17 protein-coding genes are annotated in these 18,213 nt (G+C 44.4%); 12 read left to right on the top strand and 5 right to left on the bottom strand.

Going from position 1 to position 18,213, the window contains the following annotated elements; translation table 11 throughout:
• Positions 1-102: 102 nt before the first annotated feature.
• Positions 103-1,206 (top strand): alpha/beta hydrolase, encoded by a 1,104-nt coding sequence (locus ACZ5ZC_RS00730; protein ID WP_464931638.1) that lies wholly within the window; start codon positions 103-105, stop codon positions 1,204-1,206.
• A 135-nt stretch (positions 1,207-1,341) separates the two neighbouring features.
• On the opposite strand, the gene ACZ5ZC_RS00725 is transcribed toward ACZ5ZC_RS00730, so the two are convergent.
• The gene (locus ACZ5ZC_RS00725; protein WP_464931637.1) at positions 1,342-2,478 is read right to left on the bottom strand and encodes a multidrug effflux MFS transporter; all 1,137 of its coding nucleotides are present in this window, start codon (positions 2,476-2,478) and stop codon (positions 1,342-1,344) included.
• Between the two features lie 99 nt (positions 2,479-2,577).
• Between ACZ5ZC_RS00725 and ACZ5ZC_RS00720 the strand changes: the two genes are divergently transcribed.
• On the top strand, positions 2,578-3,351 hold the full coding sequence (locus ACZ5ZC_RS00720) for an AraC family transcriptional regulator (RefSeq protein ID WP_134645544.1): 774 nt from the start codon (positions 2,578-2,580) through the stop codon (positions 3,349-3,351).
• A gap of 93 nt (positions 3,352-3,444) precedes the next feature.
• On the opposite strand, the gene ACZ5ZC_RS00715 is transcribed toward ACZ5ZC_RS00720, so the two are convergent.
• Positions 3,445-4,353: a LysR family transcriptional regulator gene (locus ACZ5ZC_RS00715; RefSeq protein ID WP_464931636.1), complete on the bottom strand. Its 909-nt coding sequence runs from the start codon at positions 4,351-4,353 to the stop codon at positions 3,445-3,447.
• 135 nt (positions 4,354-4,488) lie between these two features.
• Between ACZ5ZC_RS00715 and ACZ5ZC_RS00710 the strand changes: the two genes are divergently transcribed.
• The 9 genes from ACZ5ZC_RS00710 to mnhG all read left to right on the top strand — a co-directional run bounded on the left by ACZ5ZC_RS00710 (position 4,489) and on the right by mnhG (position 12,561).
• Positions 4,489-5,208: an SDR family oxidoreductase gene (locus ACZ5ZC_RS00710; RefSeq protein ID WP_046875926.1), complete on the top strand. Its 720-nt coding sequence runs from the start codon at positions 4,489-4,491 to the stop codon at positions 5,206-5,208.
• Between the two features lie 396 nt (positions 5,209-5,604).
• Positions 5,605-6,540 carry a universal stress protein gene (locus ACZ5ZC_RS00705; protein ID WP_054867464.1) on the top strand — a complete coding sequence of 312 codons (936 nt, stop codon included), beginning with the start codon at positions 5,605-5,607 and terminating at the stop codon, positions 6,538-6,540.
• A gap of 110 nt (positions 6,541-6,650) precedes the next feature.
• A complete protein-coding gene (locus ACZ5ZC_RS00700) occupies positions 6,651-6,842 on the top strand; it encodes a hypothetical protein (protein ID WP_005392611.1) in 192 nt (63 codons plus the stop codon).
• Positions 6,843-7,008: 166 nt separating this feature from the next.
• Positions 7,009-9,678 (top strand): hydrogen gas-evolving membrane-bound hydrogenase subunit E, encoded by a 2,670-nt coding sequence (gene mbhE / locus ACZ5ZC_RS00695; protein WP_457869218.1) that lies wholly within the window; start codon positions 7,009-7,011, stop codon positions 9,676-9,678.
• On the top strand, positions 9,678-10,031 hold the full coding sequence (locus ACZ5ZC_RS00690) for a Na+/H+ antiporter subunit C (RefSeq protein WP_085343934.1): 354 nt from the start codon (positions 9,678-9,680) through the stop codon (positions 10,029-10,031). The genes mbhE and ACZ5ZC_RS00690 overlap by 1 nt, the downstream gene beginning before the upstream one ends.
• A complete protein-coding gene (locus ACZ5ZC_RS00685) occupies positions 10,028-11,524 on the top strand; it encodes a Na+/H+ antiporter subunit D (protein ID WP_464931635.1) in 1,497 nt (498 codons plus the stop codon). The genes ACZ5ZC_RS00690 and ACZ5ZC_RS00685 overlap by 4 nt, the downstream gene beginning before the upstream one ends.
• Entirely contained in the window at positions 11,521-11,997 is a 477-nt protein-coding gene (locus ACZ5ZC_RS00680) for a Na+/H+ antiporter subunit E (protein WP_053807862.1), read from the top strand. Before ACZ5ZC_RS00685 ends, ACZ5ZC_RS00680 begins: the two co-directional genes overlap by 4 nt.
• Positions 11,990-12,268: a cation:proton antiporter gene (locus ACZ5ZC_RS00675; RefSeq protein WP_005392606.1), complete on the top strand. Its 279-nt coding sequence runs from the start codon at positions 11,990-11,992 to the stop codon at positions 12,266-12,268. Before ACZ5ZC_RS00680 ends, ACZ5ZC_RS00675 begins: the two co-directional genes overlap by 8 nt.
• Positions 12,268-12,561, top strand: coding sequence for a monovalent cation/H(+) antiporter subunit G (gene mnhG / locus ACZ5ZC_RS00670; RefSeq protein ID WP_054867462.1), 294 nt, complete (start codon positions 12,268-12,270; stop codon positions 12,559-12,561). Before ACZ5ZC_RS00675 ends, mnhG begins: the two co-directional genes overlap by 1 nt.
• A gap of 26 nt (positions 12,562-12,587) precedes the next feature.
• Here the strand turns inward: mnhG and ACZ5ZC_RS00665 are convergent, their stop codons facing one another.
• The 3 genes from ACZ5ZC_RS00665 to ACZ5ZC_RS00655 form a co-directional block, all read right to left on the bottom strand.
• A complete protein-coding gene (locus tag ACZ5ZC_RS00665; protein WP_054867461.1) occupies positions 12,588-14,594 on the bottom strand; it encodes an acetoacetate--CoA ligase in 2,007 nt (668 codons plus the stop codon).
• An 87-nt stretch (positions 14,595-14,681) separates the two neighbouring features.
• Positions 14,682-15,608 (bottom strand): electron transfer flavoprotein subunit alpha/FixB family protein, encoded by a 927-nt coding sequence (locus ACZ5ZC_RS00660; protein WP_464931634.1) that lies wholly within the window; start codon positions 15,606-15,608, stop codon positions 14,682-14,684.
• A complete protein-coding gene (locus tag ACZ5ZC_RS00655) occupies positions 15,605-16,357 on the bottom strand; it encodes an electron transfer flavoprotein subunit beta/FixA family protein (RefSeq protein WP_054867460.1) in 753 nt (250 codons plus the stop codon). The genes ACZ5ZC_RS00660 and ACZ5ZC_RS00655 overlap by 4 nt, the downstream gene beginning before the upstream one ends.
• Before the next feature lie 136 nt (positions 16,358-16,493).
• Here ACZ5ZC_RS00655 and ACZ5ZC_RS00650 point away from each other — a divergent pair, with 136 nt between their 5' ends.
• Positions 16,494-18,131, top strand: a complete 1,638-nt coding sequence (locus ACZ5ZC_RS00650; RefSeq protein WP_464931633.1) for an electron transfer flavoprotein-ubiquinone oxidoreductase — start codon at positions 16,494-16,496, stop codon at positions 18,129-18,131.
• The last annotated feature ends 82 nt before the right edge of the window (positions 18,132-18,213 follow it).

The raw sequence follows: 18,213 nt of genomic DNA, 5'->3' as shown, positions 1-18,213 counted from the left end.
AAAATACGAAAGTTGCAACAATGTACGTGTCAGTAAAGTAGGAGCGATAAAGCATCCGCGTACTGTACTCATCGTGTGTTACGTTAATTAGGAGTGTCTACCATGAAAAGCCAGAACGACAATCAAGCAAGTTACCAAGATGAACCTGATGAAGGTCGTCGCAATATGATGAAAATGACGGGTGCCAGCGTGGTTGCTATGGGAGTTGGAGCGCTCTCAACGAGTTCTGTTCAAGCTGAGACGCAAATAAATCTTGGTGACACCTGGGATAAAACATTTACGAAAAGTAACCAAGTTCAACATCGCAAAGTGAGTTTTAAAAACCGTTATGGCATCACGTTGGCAGCGGATCTTTATCAACCTAAAAACAAAAGTGGCAAGCTTGCGGCTATCGTCATTAGTGGTCCATTTGGCGCTGTGAAAGAGCAGTCTTCAGGGTTATATGCTCAAACATTAGCCGAGCGAGGCTTCATTACTTTAGCGTTTGATCCATCGTATACCGGAGAGAGTGGTGGTGAACCAAGAAACGTTGCATCACCTGATATCAATACAGAGGACTTTAGCGCAGCTGTGGACTTTATTGGCCTACAGAAAGACGTTGATCGTCAGAAAATTGGTGTGATAGGCATATGTGGTTGGGGCGGCATGGCGTTAAACGCAGTTGCTACAGATAAACGCGTCAAAGCAGTCGCAACCAGTACGATGTATGATATGACCCGTGTAATGTCTAAAGGCTATAACGACAGTACGACGTTTGAACAGCGCACGCAAACGTTAGAGCAGCTAAGCCTGCAACGATGGGAAGATGCCGAAAATGGAACGCCTACTTACGGGCCAGTATCGCTTGAGTTAGTTGGAGGTGAGCCCCAATTTGTTGTTGAGTATGCAGCCTATTACAAGTCTCCTGAACGTGGCTTTCATCCACGAGCGATTAACTCAAATGCCGCATGGACACTCACAACGCCGCTGTCATTTATGAATATGCCAATTCTGACCTATATTGAAGAGATATCTCCACGCCCAGTGTTGTTCATTCATGGCGAAAAGGCGCACTCTCGCTATTTCACTGAAACGGCGTATGAAGCGGCGGCAGAGCCTAAAGAATTGATGATCATTCCAAATGCGAATCATACGGATCTCTACGATCAATTGGATGTGATCCCATTTGATAAATTAGAGAGCTTCTTTAAGGTTAATTTAGTTTAGATCGCACTCTAGAAGACAACTGAGGAGTGGTTACTATTGTGCTCCTCAGTTACTATTGTGCTCCTCAGTTCCTATTGATTGAAAAATTCTCTAGATTCTCGGTGAACCATTACGGAGAGTATTTCATTATTATTGTCACAAGTCGGTATGAACTTGTTTTGTAGAAAACGCCAATAAAATCGCTAAAAAGCTACATGTTAATAGGATGACACTTAAGTTTTGTGCTGTTCCAGCCATCGCTAATCCCGTCCCGATCATGATGTAGTACATGAGCCCAAATAAAGCGCCTGCGCTACCTACCTGTTGTTTATAATCAACGAGTGCGTCACTGAGTATATTGGGTATCGCAATCCCATACGACATGACGACTAACATCATTGGAGCAACAAACCAGATTGATTGGCTCAGAATCAACACACCGACTGATCCCAAACTAAGCAATACTGCTGAGAGCCAAAGTAGTTGGCTTTTTCGAACATTTTTAGACACTAGGGATTTATTTAAATAACTTCCAAGCAGAGTGCCTAACCCCAGTACCATGCCACTGTATCCAAATTGTTCGGAGTTATACCCAAGTGCTGAGAAAGTAAATGCGCCAAGCTGGTAATAAGAAAATAGAGCAATGTTATACAAAGCAACCAGTAATCCTGAGCGCCAAATTCGCGCGTCTCTTACCATTTTCCAGCTAAGTTGACGCAACCGTACTGGTGTCTGTTCTTTCTGTGTTTCAGGAAGCTTAATAACGTTATAAGCGAGCAATAATAACGCGATTAAAAACAAGGCAAAAAACACATAACGGTATCCACCAAGCGCTGTAAGCTGCCCGCCTAATAGCATGCCAACTACCGGGCTGATTGATATACCCATCCCCATTAAGCTGAAGACTTTACTCAGTTCTTGACCGTCAAACGCGTCACGAAGCATGGTCTGTGTGACAACGGAACCTACCGCGATACCAAATGCGCTCAGGGCTCGCGCAGCCATGACAACAGCAAAACTCTCGGTTTGAGTTGCGAGTAAAGACGCAAAACCATAGATAAAGAGCCCAATTAACATGGTAGGCCTTCTTCCCAGTTTATCTGCGAGCACTCCCCAAACTACAACGCCAATGGCAAAAGCTAGGAAGTAAATCGACAATGTTTGGGCTGCTTGTGCGTGGTTTACATCAAATGATAGAGCGATTGAGCTCAACGCTGGGCTATAGATGGTTTCTACAATTTGTGGAAACATCAACATAACCAGCATGAGCCATAAAGAGGGCTTAGTATTCATATTGTTACCCATCGTTAATGAAGTTGGCGGGCAGTATAAATGAGGCTATGATTGATCTAATAACAACATAAAAACCAAATACATCAACATTCGGACAAAATGGCACTTATTGACGAAGAAACACAATTTGACGCAGACAAAATTTCTAATTGTGTAGTGGGAATTGCTGCGGATATTGGCAAGCACGACTCAGGTATGCATCAGCACAAGAAAGGGCAATTGTTGTACGCATCTCAAGGTTGTATGAGTTTTGCTCTGAAAGATTCGATTTGTATTCTGCCCCCGACAAAGGCGGTTTGGATCCCACCTAATACGCCGCATCGCGCACTGATGACGAATGTGGTTGCGTATCGATCTTTGTATTTTGATTGTGAGGTGTTTGCGTGTCCGAGTAAGATCACGATGATAGAAGTAAATACTTTACTCCAAGCCCTCATTGATAAAATGTCATTTTGGGAGTGGGGTAAACCTAACAGCGAGATGGTAAATACGACGGCGCTTTTTTGGGAGGAGTTTTATGCTGCGAAACGTTATTCGTTTCAGTTGCCTTTGCCATCACATCGGCGTTTAGCAACGTTTCGCCGAGAGGTGGTGGAACCTTCATTTCTCGCTCCTTCGCTTACTACTCTTGCAGACAAAGTGGGGGCAAGTACTAAGACGGTAACACGATTATTTAAGTCGGAAACGGGTATGAATTATCAAGATTGGCGTCAACAGTGGAGGCTCTTAAAAGCAGTTGAATTGTTATCAACGGGAATGCAAGTCAGCGCCGTTGCTGATTGGCTGGCGTTTTCGTCAGACAGTGCTTTTATTGCATTTTTCAAAAAGCAAACTGGGCAAACACCGCTAATGTTTATGAAAACTAGACCTTAAAACATCACGATGCTTACGTATTTCTTTAGTACAAATTTGGGCTTTATAGATTCCGTATATATTGGTTCACATAGGGAAATGCTATCGAGCACGTTACTTGTGTTTACTCGGCAGCTTACGAAAGTATTGAGTAGTAAAATCAATAAAGGCTCGGATGCGTTTTGGTTGATGTCGGTCGTGATGGTAAAGGAGTGAAAACTCCACACTCGGAATGCTCCAGTCGGTAAACACTTCTTTTAGCTTGCCTGTCTGGAGTTCTTGTTGGCAATAAAGTGCTGGCACACGGATGATACCATTTCCCGCCAACGCTGCTTTTATCATTACTCTGCCACTCTTACATCGTAACTGTCCACGTATCTGGTGTTCCGTTGACTGCTTTGTATTTGTGTTCTCGAATGCCCAGCGTGTCACACTGCCTGTCAAACAAATGTGTTTTTCTAAGTCTTTTGGATGCGAAGGATAGCCATATGTTTCTAAATAACTTGGGCTTGCGTACGTCCCCATTTCCACATCGATCAGTTTGCGAGCGATAAAGTTGGAGTCTTCTAACTTTCCCATTCGAAAAGCGATATCGAATTCATCTGCGATTAAATCGACACGATGGCTGCTAAAATCTAAGTTAATGTTCACTTGTGGGTGTTGGATTAGAAACTGAGCAACGATATCTGCGACAACGTCTTCCCCTAAATAACCCCCCACGCAGTTGATACGAATTTCGCCTCTTAATTCTTCTACATCATCAACCACTGCCATAACAGCTTGATCAATATTGTGAAGGGCGGTTTCACACTGTTTATACAGAACCTTGCCTGCTTCGGTGAGCTTCAGTGTTCGAGTGGTTCTTTGTAGCAAAGTGGCACCAATCTGTTGTTCCAGATTTGTTATTTGACGTGAAACGTGTGAGCGAGAAACGCCAAGTTCCTCTGCTGCTTTTGTGAAGTTTCCTAGTTGAGCGATTAGGACGAAAGAGCGAATATCCGCAAGGTTGATGTGTGTTTGCATGACGACTTCTGCGTAATTCAAAAAAGTATTGTTGCAGTATAACAACAGTGTTTCAACTAGGTCGGTATATATCAACAAACAAAGTTTTCTTAAACTTATCGCCACTGAGGTAAACCGTTCTATTAAGGATTCAAAATGAAAAAGTTAATTGTTATTACAGGCGCTAGTTCAGGCATTGGTGAAGCGATTGCACGTCACTTCAGTGAACAGGGCCATGCTCTTCTTTTGTTAGCAAGACGTGTAGAACGTTTAGAAGCATTAAACTTACCAAATACGCTTTGTGAAAAGGTAGATGTGACCGACAAAGCTTCTTTTGAGGCGGCAATTGAGAAAGCTGAAGCGTTGTATGGTCCGGTAGATGCACTTGTAAATAACGCAGGCGTTATGCTTCTAGGCCAGATAGATACTCAGGACGCATCGGAGTGGAAGCGCATGTTTGATGTGAACGTACTTGGCTTGCTCAATGGTATGCAGTCCGTCTTAGCACCGATGAAAGCACGCAACAGTGGTACGATCATTAATATCAGCTCTATTGCGGGCAAGAAAACATTCCCTGATCATGCCGCTTACTGTGGTACCAAATTTGCGGTTCATGCGATTTCTGAAAACGTACGTGAAGAAGTCGCATCATCGAATGTTCGCGTTACGACTATTGCACCTGGCGCTGTGGAAACTGAATTACTTTCCCATACTACGTCTCAAGATATTAAAGATGGCTATGATGCTTGGAAAGAGGATATGGGGGGCGTGTTGGCAGCCGACGATATTGCACGAGCAGTGCTGTTTGCTTATCAGCAACCGCAAGGTGTATGTGTTCGCGAAATTGCTTTGGCACCGACAAAACAGCAACCTTAACATTAATTTACAGCGACTTCTGGATCATTAGGGCTGTGAATATTTGCACACCGATTCGTGATTGATATGGCATCTTTCAACTAAGTCGTATGAAAATTTAGGTTACCCATTTAAGTCCGTAGCCTAAGTGTGTTATTGCTTATACCCAAGTTACTCAAGGTGAGAAAAAACTTTGAGTAATTTGGGTTTTTATTTGGTCTCAATTTTTAGTATGTCGCTCTATTGGGGTCTGCGGGCCACAGTCGTAAAGAAAAGGAGAAGGTGACGTAAAGCAAAATGAAGCAATATCCATAGCTTAATGAGAATTGATTTCATCAACGTCACAAGCCGTTACAATTATCCGTTAGGTATTATACTTTGTGGGTGGTTAATATTTAACCAAACAAGGAGGTGTGTATGAAACGATTCGCGAACATACTTTTTGCAACACAAGGATTGCCTGGTCATAGTGAGGCGCTCGAACAAGCGATGAGGATCGCATCCAGCAACAAAGTACCTGTTTCAGGGCTAATTGCGTGCCCCGATTTCCCCGCGGATATGCTCCAGTATCAGCAAAGTTATGAGCAATCGCTACAAGACTCCCTCAAACAAAGCATTCAGGAATACAGACAGAAGCTCGATCTTTCTGAAGATGATCTGGCATTTCCTCTTACTGTGAAAAGCAGTGAAAAACCCGCTGTCTGTATCATTAAAGAAGCATTAGCTGACAACAAAGATCTTATCATCAAAGAAGCTGAACCACTCAGTGAAGGCGCTGAAGGCTTCAAAGCCATTGATATGACACTGTTACGCAAATGTCCTTGTCCATTATGGTTACACCGACCGATTGATAAGCCGAGAGACAAACGCCGTGTGGCTGTTGCGATAGATCCGTTAACGGCGAGCGATGAACAGCACTCATTAGCGGTGCGTTTGCTTGAATTATCTCGTTCAATAGCCGACACCTGTGACAGTCGTTTACATGTGATTTCTTGCTGGGAATATTACTTAGAGAACTACCTACATGACAATGCTTGGATTCAAGTCGACGATGCTGAGTTGAAACATGAACTCGACAAAGCAAAAGCCGATCATAAACAAGCTCTACAACAACTGCTGGAAGAGTCGGGGATTACGGGTGAAATTGTGATTCATCATTTACACGGAAAGCCTGATGAAAAAATCCCGGATTACGTAGAAAGCATAGAAGTGGACGTTCTAGTCATGGGTACCTTAGCGAGAACAGGGATATCTGGCTACGTCATTGGTAATACGGCTGAAAACATTTTGCAATCTATAAACTGTAGTTTGGTCGCTCTTAAGCCCGATGGTTTTGTATCGCCGATTCAGTAATTGGTGTGTAACAAACCTGGGTTTAAGTGGTTGTTTTAGGTAAAGGAGGGAGACGGAGTTCTAGAACATGGAATTATCAGTGTATCAATAAGTTATCAGAGGAGAGTGACATGAAAAACCTATGCCCGAAATGCCACACAGAAATGATAGAACGTTCGAACGTTTATGTTTGTCCGAGAAATGATATCGGTGACTGCACCTACGATGCGTTCGAGTTAACTGATGACGATAATCCATACACATTCAGTCGAGAACACGTAAGTAGTGATCTACGTTCTTACACCGTAGCGGACAGCAAGTAGCTGTTTGTATTAACGTTCCTTTAAGTAGCATTCAGTGATTGCTGTTTGCTACTTATCCCTTGGTTTTATGATCTTTTTTGAAATACTTGGGCTAAAACAATCAAGTGGAGCTTTTTATCTTTGCGCCAAATAGGGCGAACTTTCTTATAAAAATGAATGGGCTGCGATGTTGAATAGCATAACGGGTAAAGAAAACCTGCCGAAAAATCCCGATAATCAGTTGGTCTTACTGATTTTCCCTGTGCTGCCAATTTTAATCTTCTCTTTTCTTTTTTACATCTACACACCCGCAGGCGTAAGCTGGAATGCGGAATGGATACCTGGCCTCGATATTAACTTCAGCTTTAGGTTAGATGGTCTGTCATTCCTTTTTGCCGGGCTGATCAGCGGGATTGGCGCACTGATCCAAATATACGCTTTGGCTTACTTACGAGAGAGTGATAGCCGATTTTCCTTTCATTTATACCTAACCCTATTCATGCTTGCCATGCTAGGGATTGTGATGAGCGATAACATCCTGTTGTTATTTGTTTTCTGGGAACTCACCACCATCACTTCTTACTTACTGATTGGTTTTAATCACGAAAACAAAACGTCACGAAAAAATGCACTGCAGTCGTTGATCGTTACAGGTGCTGGTGGATTAGCGTTGTTAGCTGGCCTTATCTTGTTGGGAGCGATGGCAGGGAGTTATGAGTTACATACGATCATCGCTCAGGCGGACACGATTGCGCAGCACGAATGGTTTATGCCATCTCTAGTGCTCATACTACTTGGTGCATTTACTAAATCTGCGCAGTTCCCGTTTCATTTTTGGCTACCTAACGCGATGGCAGCGCCCACTCCAGTCAGTGCGTATTTACACTCTGCAACAATGGTAAAGGCAGGCATTTACTTGTTAGCGCGTTTATCGCCAGTTTATGCTCATAGCGAGGTTTGGTTTTATGCATTAGTGATCACAGGGAGTATCACCGCCGTTTGGTGCACGTTTGTCGCATTAAAACAAACTGACTTGAAGCTGATGCTAGCCTACAGCACGAATGTTGCTTTGGGTAAATTAACATTATTACTAGGTATGGGCACAGATTTGGCCGTGAGTGCAGTATTGATGTTTATTCTCGCTCACTCTTTCTACAAAGCTGCACTGTTTATGGTGGTGGGGAATATCGATAAAGCGACAGGAACGCGAGATATTGATCAACTGTACGGTCTGAAATCAGTGTTAATCATCAGCATGGTTGCGGGGAGTTTGGCTGCATTGTCTAAAGCGGGATTCCCGCCGTTGTTAGGCTTTTTGAGCAAAGAATACATGTACAAATCCGCAGTAGAGCTCAATAACTGGATCGCCTTTGTACTTTTAATGGTCAATATATTGATGGTTGCGCTAACCATTATGCTTATTGCGAGACCATTCTTTGCTCGCCGTGATCTCGTGCCAATTGAAACGAAGCCGATTGAGGCCAAAAAGGCTATGTGGGTTTCACCTTTACTCTTGGCACTTGGCAGTCTCATCGTTCCGTTAGTCGGTTTAAATTGGTTAGATCACCACATCATCTTTCCTGGCTCTGCTGACATTCTGCCTGCAGCCGATATTAAAGCGACATCACTATGGCATGGTGTGAATGTACCGCTGGTCCTAAGCGTTATCACGCTAATATTGGGGTATGTGGTGTACCGTGTTTATCCTACTGTGTCTGCATTTTTTCAGCGGTTACATCTATTCGTCCCCAAAGCAGAGAATGTTTTTGAACGACTATTAGATGACATGATGACACTGGCGAATTGGCAAACGGCGCTGTTGCAGCAAAAGAAGTTGAGTCGTTATGTCCTGCTATTTTTCGCGGTACTCGCCGTCGCTTTACTTGGTCAGGTAGCATTTATTCCTCTGCCTTTGTTAGAGCAGCTTTCAAACGTGGCTTTCTATGAGATTGGCATTGCCTTATTGCTGATTGGTGCAGCGATCGTATGTACGTTGTCTCACTCAAGGCTTCTTGCGATTTCTGCGCTAGGTATGATTGGCTTTATGACCACGCTTGTTTTTATGATCTACAGCGCTCCGGACGTCGCGAAGACTTTACTGTTAGTGGAAACATTAATGGTGGTCTTTTTAGCATTGTTAATGCGTCATATGCCGCGTTTAACCACCGTGCCCAAGCATTCAATAAAACGCAAATTGGCGAATGTTTGTATAGCGGGCGTGATAGGTGTTTCGATTACTTTCCTCTTGTTAGGAATCACGTCCCAGCCGATGGATTCATCGGTGTCGGAATTCTTTGCGGAAAATAGTGTCCCAGGCGGGCATGGGCGCAATATTGTCAACGTCATTCTCGTCGACTTTCGTGCGTTTGATACATTGGGAGAGGTTGTCGTCGTTGTCATTGCTGGGATTGCAGCAGTGAGCTTGCTAAAGACAAGAGCGAAAAAGCAAAACCGTATTCAATCATTAATTTTTGCAACCACGGCACATATCGTCGCGGCGCTCATGCTCGTGTTCTCTGTGTATCTGTTATTACGTGGTCATAACGAACCGGGTGGTGGCTTCATTGGTGCATTGATTGCCGTTATTGGCTTATCGCTTCTCATGTTCGCGGAATCACCGAAATACGTTCGTTCTAGATTGTATTTCAAGCCGTTTTTCATTGCGTTATTTGGCATCGCATTGAGCTTAATATCTGGTGCTTTAAGCTTTGCGTTTGATAAACCGTTTTTAACCGGGTTGTGGTGGAAAGATGTGATACCACTAGGTACGCCGTTGGTTTTTGATGTTGGTGTTTATCTTGCCGTTATAGGTGGCGTGATGGGGATGCTGCTTCGTATTAATGAGGAGCTAGAGTGATGGAAATAGTCTGGAGTGTTGTCGTTGGAGTATTTGTCGCTGCAGGCATTTACTTAATGCTAGAAAAGCATATCTTGCGTCTTTTGTTCGGTATCATGTTACTCAGCAGTGCGGTTAACCTTGCTATTTTTACCGCGGGAAGGCTGACTCCTGGAGAGCCGCCATTGATTGGCGATAATGCACTTTTTCCACCAGATGGCGCGGCAAACCCATTACCTCAAGCGCTGATTTTAACCGCGATAGTCATCGGTTTTGGGCTACTTATTTTTGCTTTAATGTTGTTCTATCGAGCTTATAAAGATTCTGGAACCGCAGACGTCGATGAAATGCAACGTTCTGAGGAGGGTCAATGAGTTCGATTTTGCTGACGTTACCTGTTGTTCTTTCATTGAGTACGGCGCTGACCATTTTCTTTGTACGTCGCTCAACAAAAAGTGCTGAGTGGTTAAGTGGCGCGAGTGCGATTTTGAACCTTGTTGTCGCAGGCCTTCTCACAGAAAACATCATAAGTAATGGTATTCAAGCCGTTGCTTTTGGCCAGTGGCAAGCACCGTTTGGTATCGTTTTTGTCGCAGATTACTTCAGCGTTGCCATGGTGATGATTACGGCGGTGATTGGTGCGATATGTGTTTTCTATGCCATGGCGGACCTTCACCGAAAACCTTCCTATAGCAATTACCATGCGTTGACGCACGTGTTGCTTGCTGGTGTTTATGGCGCGTTCCTCACCGGAGATATTTTTAATCTGTATGTTTGGTTCGAGGTCATGCTCATCGCGTCATTTGGTTTAATGGTATTAGATGCAACGAAAACTCAAATTGATGGGGCAGTGAAGTATGTGATGTTGAACCTGATTTCGACGCTAGTGTTCTTACTTGCCATCGGTTTGTTGTATGGCGCAACGGGCACCTTGAACTTGGCCGATCTCTATACCAAAGCGGGAGAGAGCGAACTGAGCATCAACATGATGTTGTCCGCCTTGTTTTTGTTTGCCTTTTCTATCAAAGCGGCACTATTTCCTTTATTTGCTTGGTTGCCAGCTTCTTATCACACTTTACCAAGTGGTGTGGTTGCGCTGTTTGCTGCGTTGCTTACTAAAGTCGGTGTATACGCGTTAATACGAGTCTTCACATTGGTATTTCCGCTCGCCGAGAGTGGTTGGCAGCCGACGTTGATTTGGATTGCTGGCCTCACCATGTTAACGGGCGTTTTGGGGGCGGCAAGTCAATTCGACATTAAGAAAATTCTTTCTTTTCATATTATTAGCCAAATAGGTTACATGATAATGGGATTAGCGATTTACACTCCTTTAGCTTTGGCTGGCGCTATTTTCTACATTGTTCATCACATCATTGTAAAAGCGAATTTGTTCTTAATCGGTGGCTTTATTGAGCGCAAATATGGCTCTAGTCAACTTGAACATTTGGGCGGGGTATATAAAGCAATGCCTTGGTTAGCGTTCTTGTTTCTTGTCCCTGCGTTTTCTCTGGCAGGATTTCCGCCGCTCTCTGGTTTCTGGGGCAAATTCTTGGTCATCAAATCGAGCATACAGGCTGAATATTACTGGTTAGCCGGTACCGCGCTATTGGTGGGGCTGCTTACTGTCTATTCGATGACGAAAATTTGGAGTGAGGCATTCTGGAAAAAGCCGGTTAGGGAAAAAACAGAACAGACTCTGCAGGTCAAAGTACATTGGTTGTATTGCGTTCCAATTGCCGTATTGACCATGTTCACGTTGGTCATAGGCTTGGTGGCGGAGCCTTTTTATCAGTTTTCTGTTCAAGCCGCGGAACAACTGTTAAATCCGAATGAATACATTCGGGCGGTATTGGGAGGAAATCCATGATCTATCTATTCCTCAATCTTTTCTTAGCATTAGCGTGGATGATGTTAAACGGCAGTTATTCGAGTCTGAATTTTGTCGTCGGATTTACGGTCGGTTTTTTTGCCTTACGGTTGAGCCAACCATTTGGATTAAAAACCAGCTACTTTAGACGTTTTGCGTCGGCATTAAAGTTACTGGTGTACTTCGCTTATGAAATGATCATATCGGTTGCAAGAGTCGTGTGGGATGTCGTGACGCCAACGCATTTGAGCCAGCCAGATATCGTCTATGTTCCTTTGGACGTCGATTCCGACCTTGAAATCACCTTACTTGCGAATATGGTTTCTTTAACACCGGGCACACTCAGTTTGGACGTTACGCCTGATAAAAAGCATCTTATCGTTCATGCCATGTTTGCTCCTGAGCATGAAGAAGTTATTCGTGGAATTAAAAACGGATTAGAGCATCGAATTTTGGAGGTGACGCGTGGATAGTTGGCTGCAAATAAGTGTCACTTTTGCCTATGCAGGGCTATTACTCAGTTTTGTTATGGCTTTCTTCCGTTTAATTTTAGGACCAACGCTGGCTGACCGAGTTGTGGCGTTAGATTTGATTTCATTTATCACCATCGGTTTTATTACGGTTTACACCTTAGACAGTGGTGAGGATGCCTTGTTAGATATCGCCATTACATTAGGTTTGGTCGCATTTCTTGGCACAATCGCATTTGCGCGTTTGATCGTTAAAAGGAAGGAGAAAGAATAATGGATGTGTTGATTGGGCTGTTTTTATGTTTAGGGACGTTATTGATCCTAAGCGCTAGTTTAGGTGTGTTGCGGTTGCCAGATCTATATACCCGAATGCATGCCGCAACCAAAGCCGGTACCGTCGGAGTTAGTTGCTTACTACTAGCGGTTGCCCTCTCAATTCCTGAAGTCACCGTGATCTCCCGAGTTATCGGTACGATGTTGTTTATCGTTCTCACTGCGCCAGTTGCCTCCCACCTACTCGGAAGAGCAATGCGAGAGGTCGGATATAAGATTTGGCGCAATGATTAAGTTTTTTCTTGTTTAACCAATTGTCACTATTGATTAAGCTGGCTAATTTCTTCCAGCACTTCTGGGTTAGCAATGGCACCAATATTTTTTACAGCTTGCCCGTTCACCAGTTGTTTCACGGCTAGTTCAACCAGTTTTCCTGATCGCGTTTTAGGAATATCACTGATAGCAAAAATTTGGCGTGGCACATGGCGTGGTGAACATTTTGATTTTAGTGTTTGGCGAATTGAATCGGTGAGTTGTTGGGTTAACTCGACCTCGTGAGCGAGTTTTACTAGTAACCAGATTTCTTCAGACTGCTGGTTTAACTTGCCGACGGCGATGGAGTCCTCGACCTCGGGTAACGCGTTCACTTGCTGATAGATCTCAGCGGTGCCTATTCGTACGCCGCCTGGATTTAAGGTTGCGTCACTACGGCCATAAAAAATAAAGCCGCCATGTTCGGTTTGCATCACATCGTCGCCGTGGTGCCAGATATCAGTAAACTTGCTCCAATAAGCGTTGTGATAGCGTTCGCCGTTGTCGTGCCAAAAACCGATAGGGAAGTTAGGTAGCGAGTTATTGCACGTTAGTTCGCCGCGTTGCTGTGTAATGGTTTTTCCCTCGTCGTCCAAAACACGCACGTCGATTCCCAGCCCTGCGCCTTGGCATTCACCTTTGTAAACTGGTGAGATAGGGTTTCCAAGTACAAAGCACCCGCAAATATCCGTGCCGCCAGCGATAGAAGCGAGATGCAAGTCCTGCTTGATGTGCTGATAGACATAATTAAATTGTTCTGGGTAAAGCACCGAACCAGTTGAGCACAGAGTTTTGAGTGACTTCAGGTTATGTTCTAGTTTTGGAGAGCTGTTCGCATGCTCCAGTGCCTCTAAGTATTTCGCTGAAGTACCAAACAGCGACACGCTATGTTCTTCCACTAATCGCCATAAGAGCGAGTGATCAGGGTAAACCGGACTACCGTCGTAAATCACTAAGGTTGCTCCACTCGCAAGAGCGGAAACATGCCAGTTCCACATCATCCAGCCACATGTTGTGTAGTAGAAAACCTTGTCTTGTGGTTTGATATCGCAATGTAGTTGATGTTCTTTGAGGTGATTGAGCAAGGTACCGCCCACGGAATGGACAATACACTTAGGTTGACCTGTTGTACCAGAAGAATACAAAATGAATAACGGGTCATTAAACAGTGTTGATTGATATTGAACTGGTTTTGGAGAAAAGTGGTGAGTAATATCAGACCAATACACAAAGTCAGAAGTGCTAGCACTCTTAGCGTTTTGTATATATTCGATTTGGCATACGCTAATAGTGGCGTATTCGGAGACACTGCTTAGCTTACTACTAAGAGTCGTGTTTTTGTCCGTCATATCGAAAGCTTTGCCTCCGAACTGGTAGCCATCACAGCAAAAAAGAACTTTCGGCTTGACCTGGCCAAAACGCTCTACGACGCTATCGATACCAAAATCAGGCGAGGTTGAAGTCCAAATGGCACCAAGACTGGTGGTGGCCAGCATGGCAATAACGGTTTCAGGAAGGTAGGGCAAATAACCCGCAACGACATCGCCTTTGCCAACACCACAATTGAGTAGCCATTGCTGAACGACAGACACTTGTTCAAGCAACTGTGTACCAGTGAGCTGCCTGTGTTCACCGCTTTCATTAGTAAAAACGACAAACTCACGCTCAGGTGTTTGTTCGGCCTGAGATAGGAGGTTCTCTGCGTAGTTAAGCGTGGCGTCAGCAAACCATACGGTGTCCCTATTTACATGGCTCTGAGTAGAATCTGTCTGTGTCCATTTGGGAGCACCAAGGCTTTTGACTTGCGAGCCAATATTTCCAATGACGTTACAGAAATGCCAGGTATGTCGCCAAAATTCGTCATTGTGGTCAATGGACCACTGGTGTAAAGACGTGTAATTATTGATTGAGATATCTTCGGTTTGGTGCGCATTAACCGTCTCGATAAATCGTAGCAAGTTGCTATTGCTGATGCGCTCAGCAGATGGTGACCAAATAGGTGCAGAATTTTGCATAGGTCCCTCTAATTTCGATTCTTTTTGAATATGACCAAAACAAAATAAAGGGGCGAACATAGCAGTGTTCGCCCCTTATCTGATTGTTTAAAGTTGTTCGGCAAGTTGAGGTAGTACCTCAAATAAATCACCAACCAATCCATAGTCGGCAACTTCAAAGATAGGAGATTCTGGATCTTTGTTGATCGCGACAATCACTTTGGATTCCTTCATTCCTGCAAGGTGTTGGATGGCACCGGAGATCCCAACTGCAATATAAAGCTTAGGCGCAACGATTTTACCGGTTTGACCCACTTGTAAATCGTTGGCAACAAACCCAGCATCAACCGCCGCGCGAGAAGCGCCAATGGCGGCCCCCAGTTTATCGGCGACTTGTTCGATCAATGCGAAGTTCTCTTTGCTACCGACTCCGCGTCCACCTGACACAACCACCTCTGCCGCGCTTAATTCAGGACGCTCTGACACGGTTTTATCGACAGAAACCAATTCAACCAATGGAGTTGAGATGGTGACTTGCTGATGCTCGATATCAGCTTGGTTGTGACAAGTAACCGGCTCAAACGCAGACGCGCGCACGGTGATGACGCGAACCTTGTCGCTGGTGGTCACTTTGGCAAATGCATTCCCTGCGTAAATAGGGCGGATAAAAGTGTTTTCATCGATAACTTGGACAATATCGGAAATTTGCCCAACGCCGAACTTCGCTGCTATTCGCGGTGCAAGATCTTTCCCTTTTGATGATGAGCTAGCCCAGACTGCGTCAAAACCTTCAGCAATACTCACCACAATAGGTGCGATACTCTCGGCAAATTGATGCTTAAGTTGCTCATCATCGACACAAATTACGTTTGATATACCATCAACGCGACAAGCTTGCTGAGCGACTTCTTCACACTGGTGGCCCACTACGATCAAAACATTGTCTTGACTGACTTGTTTTGCTGCATTAACCACTTTGAGTGTGTCCGCATGCAATTGGTTATTGTCATGTTCCGCTATGATTAAGTTCTTCATGAAATCACCTTCGCTTCGTTACGCAGCTTATCGAGAAGCTCTGAGACAGATTCAACCTTGATGCCACCTTTTCTCTGCGCTGGTGGTGTGACTTCTTGAATGGTTTGGCTAAATACCACTTCAACACTCAGACTGTCAGGTGTGATTGTATCTAACGGCTTGCGCTTAGCTTTCATGATATTAGGCAATGAGGCAAAACGCGGTTCATTCAGGCGTAAGTCAGTACTGATCACTGCAGGTAAGTTCATAGCGACCGTCATCAAGCCGCCATCCACTTCTCTCACGACCTGAACTTTTTGATCTTCTATCTTAACGTCGGAAGCGAAAGTTGCTTGAGGCCAGTCAAGTAGGGCTGCCAACATCTGAGCCACTTGGTTGTTGTCGGTATCAATCGACTGTTTACCCGTAATCACAAGCTGTGCTTGTTCTTGCTCGACCAGAGCTTTGAGCAGCTTAGCGACGACTAATGGCTCTATTTTGTCTTCAGTATCGACATGAATAGCGCGATCGGCACCTAACGCAAGCGCAGTACGTAGTTGCTCCTGACATTGGCTACCGCCAGCACTGACAACGATGACTTCATCTGCAATACCTTGCTCTTTTAGTCGTACGGCTTCTTCAACGGCTATTTCGCAAAATGGATTAATCGTCAGCTTGACGTTATTGGTTTCAACATCGCTATGGTCCGCTTTCACGCGAACTTTAATGTAGGGATCAATGACCCTTTTGATTGGCACTAGTATTTTCACGTTAGATTCCTTTTTACAGTGAAGACTATGTGATGACGTCTTTAAAATGATGTTAATTTACCTTTACGTTTGCGTCAACTTTAAATATATTGTTGCTTAACAAGTTGGCAACATGCAAAGAAAAAGGAATGCAATCATGGAAAGAGACTGCATGGAATTTGATGTTCTGATTGTAGGCGCTGGTCCCGCAGGTTTGTCTGCGGCATGCCGAATCAAACAATTAGCAGCAGAAAAAGAACAAGACCTCTCTGTTTGCGTGGTAGAAAAAGGCTCTGAAGTTGGAGCGCATATTTTATCGGGTGCGGTGTTTGAACCGCGAAGTTTGGATGAACTGTTTCCAGATTGGCAGGAGAAGGGCGCACCACTCAATACCAAAGTAAACCTAGATAAAACCTATTATCTGGGCAATGAAATCAATGGTCATGAACTGCCGTCTTGGGCAGTGCCTAGCACGTTGCACAATGATGGGAACTACATTATCAGCTTGGGCAGTCTATGCCGATGGATGGCGTTGCAGGCTGAGAACTTAGGGGTGGAGATCTACCCAGGTTTTACCGCCAGTCAAGCGATCATCGATGAAGATAGTCGTGTTTGTGGCGTGATCACGGGCGATATGGGATTAGATAAAAATGGTGAACAAAAAGGAAATTTCGAACCTGGTATTGAACTGCGAGCGAAGTTTACTTTATTTGCTGAAGGCGCACGGGGGCATATTGGTAAGCAGTTGATTAACCGATTTAATCTTGCTGAAGAGAAAACGCCTCAACATTACGCTATCGGTTTTAAAGAGCTGTGGGAAATCCCATCAGAGCAGCATCAGCAAGGCTTAGTAGTGCACGGATTAGGTTGGCCGTTATCAAACGAAGCTGCAGGTGGCAGTTACCTCTACCATTTAGAGGGAAACCAAGTTGCCGTCGGGTTGATTGTTGACTTGAACTATAAGAATCCGCACTTGAGTCCATTCGATGAATTTCAGCGTTTTAAACATCACCCGTTGATTGAGCAATACCTCAAAAATGGTAAACGCATTAGTTATGGCGCAAGAGCGATCACCAAGGGCGGTTTCCATTCGCTTCCCACGCAACAGTTTGCTGGTGGCTTGTTGATTGGCTGTGATGCAGGAACGCTTAACGGCGCTAAAGTCAAAGGCACGCACACCGCAATGAAATCTGGCATGCTTGCCGCTGAAGCAGTATGTGAAGCCCTTGAGAGTCAGTCTGTTACTGTTGATTATCAAAAGCATTTCAAACAGTCTTGGCTGTATGAAGAGCTTTATCAAGCACGTAACTTCTCAAGTGGCATTCACCGCTTTGGATCGTGGCTGGGCGGTGGCTTAGCGCTGCTGGAACATAACGTGTTAAAAGGCAAAGCCAAGTGGCATATCCGCTGTGATAAGCCCGATCACCAGTCTTTGCTATTGGCGGAAAACAGCAATAAAATTGTCTATCCGAAGCCTGATGGCGTGTTAAGTTTCGATCGCCTCTCTTCTGTTTATCTATCCAATATCTTCCATGAGGAAGATCAACCATGCCACTTACGACTGGCGAACCAACGGATTCCTATTGAGCAGAACCTTGAATTATATGCAGAGCCAGCACAGCGCTATTGTCCGGCTGGCGTGTATGAAATCGTACAGGGGGAGGAGCAGCCAGAGCTGCAAATAAATGCGGCGAACTGTATCCACTGTAAGACCTGCGACATCAAAGATCCAAGTCAAAATATTACCTGGACACCGCCGGAAGGTGGTGGTGGCCCTAACTATCCGAATATGTAGTCGTCTGAGAATAATTTTTATTAACAATTTATTTACTTAAAGTTTGCGTTAGTTCAAATCTTTCTCGATGAACTCGATTGCA

This window comes from Vibrio sp. JCM 18905 (assembly GCF_055393305.1).
The sequence above is the reverse complement of the archived record's forward strand: the minus strand, read 5'-3'. Positions and strand labels throughout refer to the sequence as shown.

What these genes read in the sequence shown, in the direction of transcription:
- ACZ5ZC_RS00730 (WP_464931638.1), top strand. Translation starts at nt 103, where the DNA reads ATGAAAAGCCAGAACGACAATCAAGCAAGTTACCAAGATGAACCTGAT.
- ACZ5ZC_RS00725 (WP_464931637.1), bottom strand. Translation starts at nt 2,478, where the DNA reads ATGAATACTAAGCCCTCTTTATGGCTCATGCTGGTTATGTTGATGTTT.
- ACZ5ZC_RS00720 (WP_134645544.1), top strand. Translation starts at nt 2,578, where the DNA reads ATGGCACTTATTGACGAAGAAACACAATTTGACGCAGACAAAATTTCT.
- ACZ5ZC_RS00715 (WP_464931636.1), bottom strand. Translation starts at nt 4,353, where the DNA reads ATGCAAACACACATCAACCTTGCGGATATTCGCTCTTTCGTCCTAATC.
- ACZ5ZC_RS00710 (WP_046875926.1), top strand. Translation starts at nt 4,489, where the DNA reads ATGAAAAAGTTAATTGTTATTACAGGCGCTAGTTCAGGCATTGGTGAA.
- ACZ5ZC_RS00705 (WP_054867464.1), top strand. Translation starts at nt 5,605, where the DNA reads ATGAAACGATTCGCGAACATACTTTTTGCAACACAAGGATTGCCTGGT.
- ACZ5ZC_RS00700 (WP_005392611.1), top strand. Translation starts at nt 6,651, where the DNA reads ATGAAAAACCTATGCCCGAAATGCCACACAGAAATGATAGAACGTTCG.
- mbhE (WP_457869218.1), top strand. Translation starts at nt 7,009, where the DNA reads ATGTTGAATAGCATAACGGGTAAAGAAAACCTGCCGAAAAATCCCGAT.
- ACZ5ZC_RS00690 (WP_085343934.1), top strand. Translation starts at nt 9,678, where the DNA reads ATGGAAATAGTCTGGAGTGTTGTCGTTGGAGTATTTGTCGCTGCAGGC.
- ACZ5ZC_RS00685 (WP_464931635.1), top strand. Translation starts at nt 10,028, where the DNA reads ATGAGTTCGATTTTGCTGACGTTACCTGTTGTTCTTTCATTGAGTACG.
- ACZ5ZC_RS00680 (WP_053807862.1), top strand. Translation starts at nt 11,521, where the DNA reads ATGATCTATCTATTCCTCAATCTTTTCTTAGCATTAGCGTGGATGATG.
- mnhG (WP_054867462.1), top strand. Translation starts at nt 12,268, where the DNA reads ATGGATGTGTTGATTGGGCTGTTTTTATGTTTAGGGACGTTATTGATC.
- ACZ5ZC_RS00665 (WP_054867461.1), bottom strand. Translation starts at nt 14,594, where the DNA reads ATGCAAAATTCTGCACCTATTTGGTCACCATCTGCTGAGCGCATCAGC.
- ACZ5ZC_RS00660 (WP_464931634.1), bottom strand. Translation starts at nt 15,608, where the DNA reads ATGAAGAACTTAATCATAGCGGAACATGACAATAACCAATTGCATGCG.
- ACZ5ZC_RS00650 (WP_464931633.1), top strand. Translation starts at nt 16,494, where the DNA reads ATGGAAAGAGACTGCATGGAATTTGATGTTCTGATTGTAGGCGCTGGT.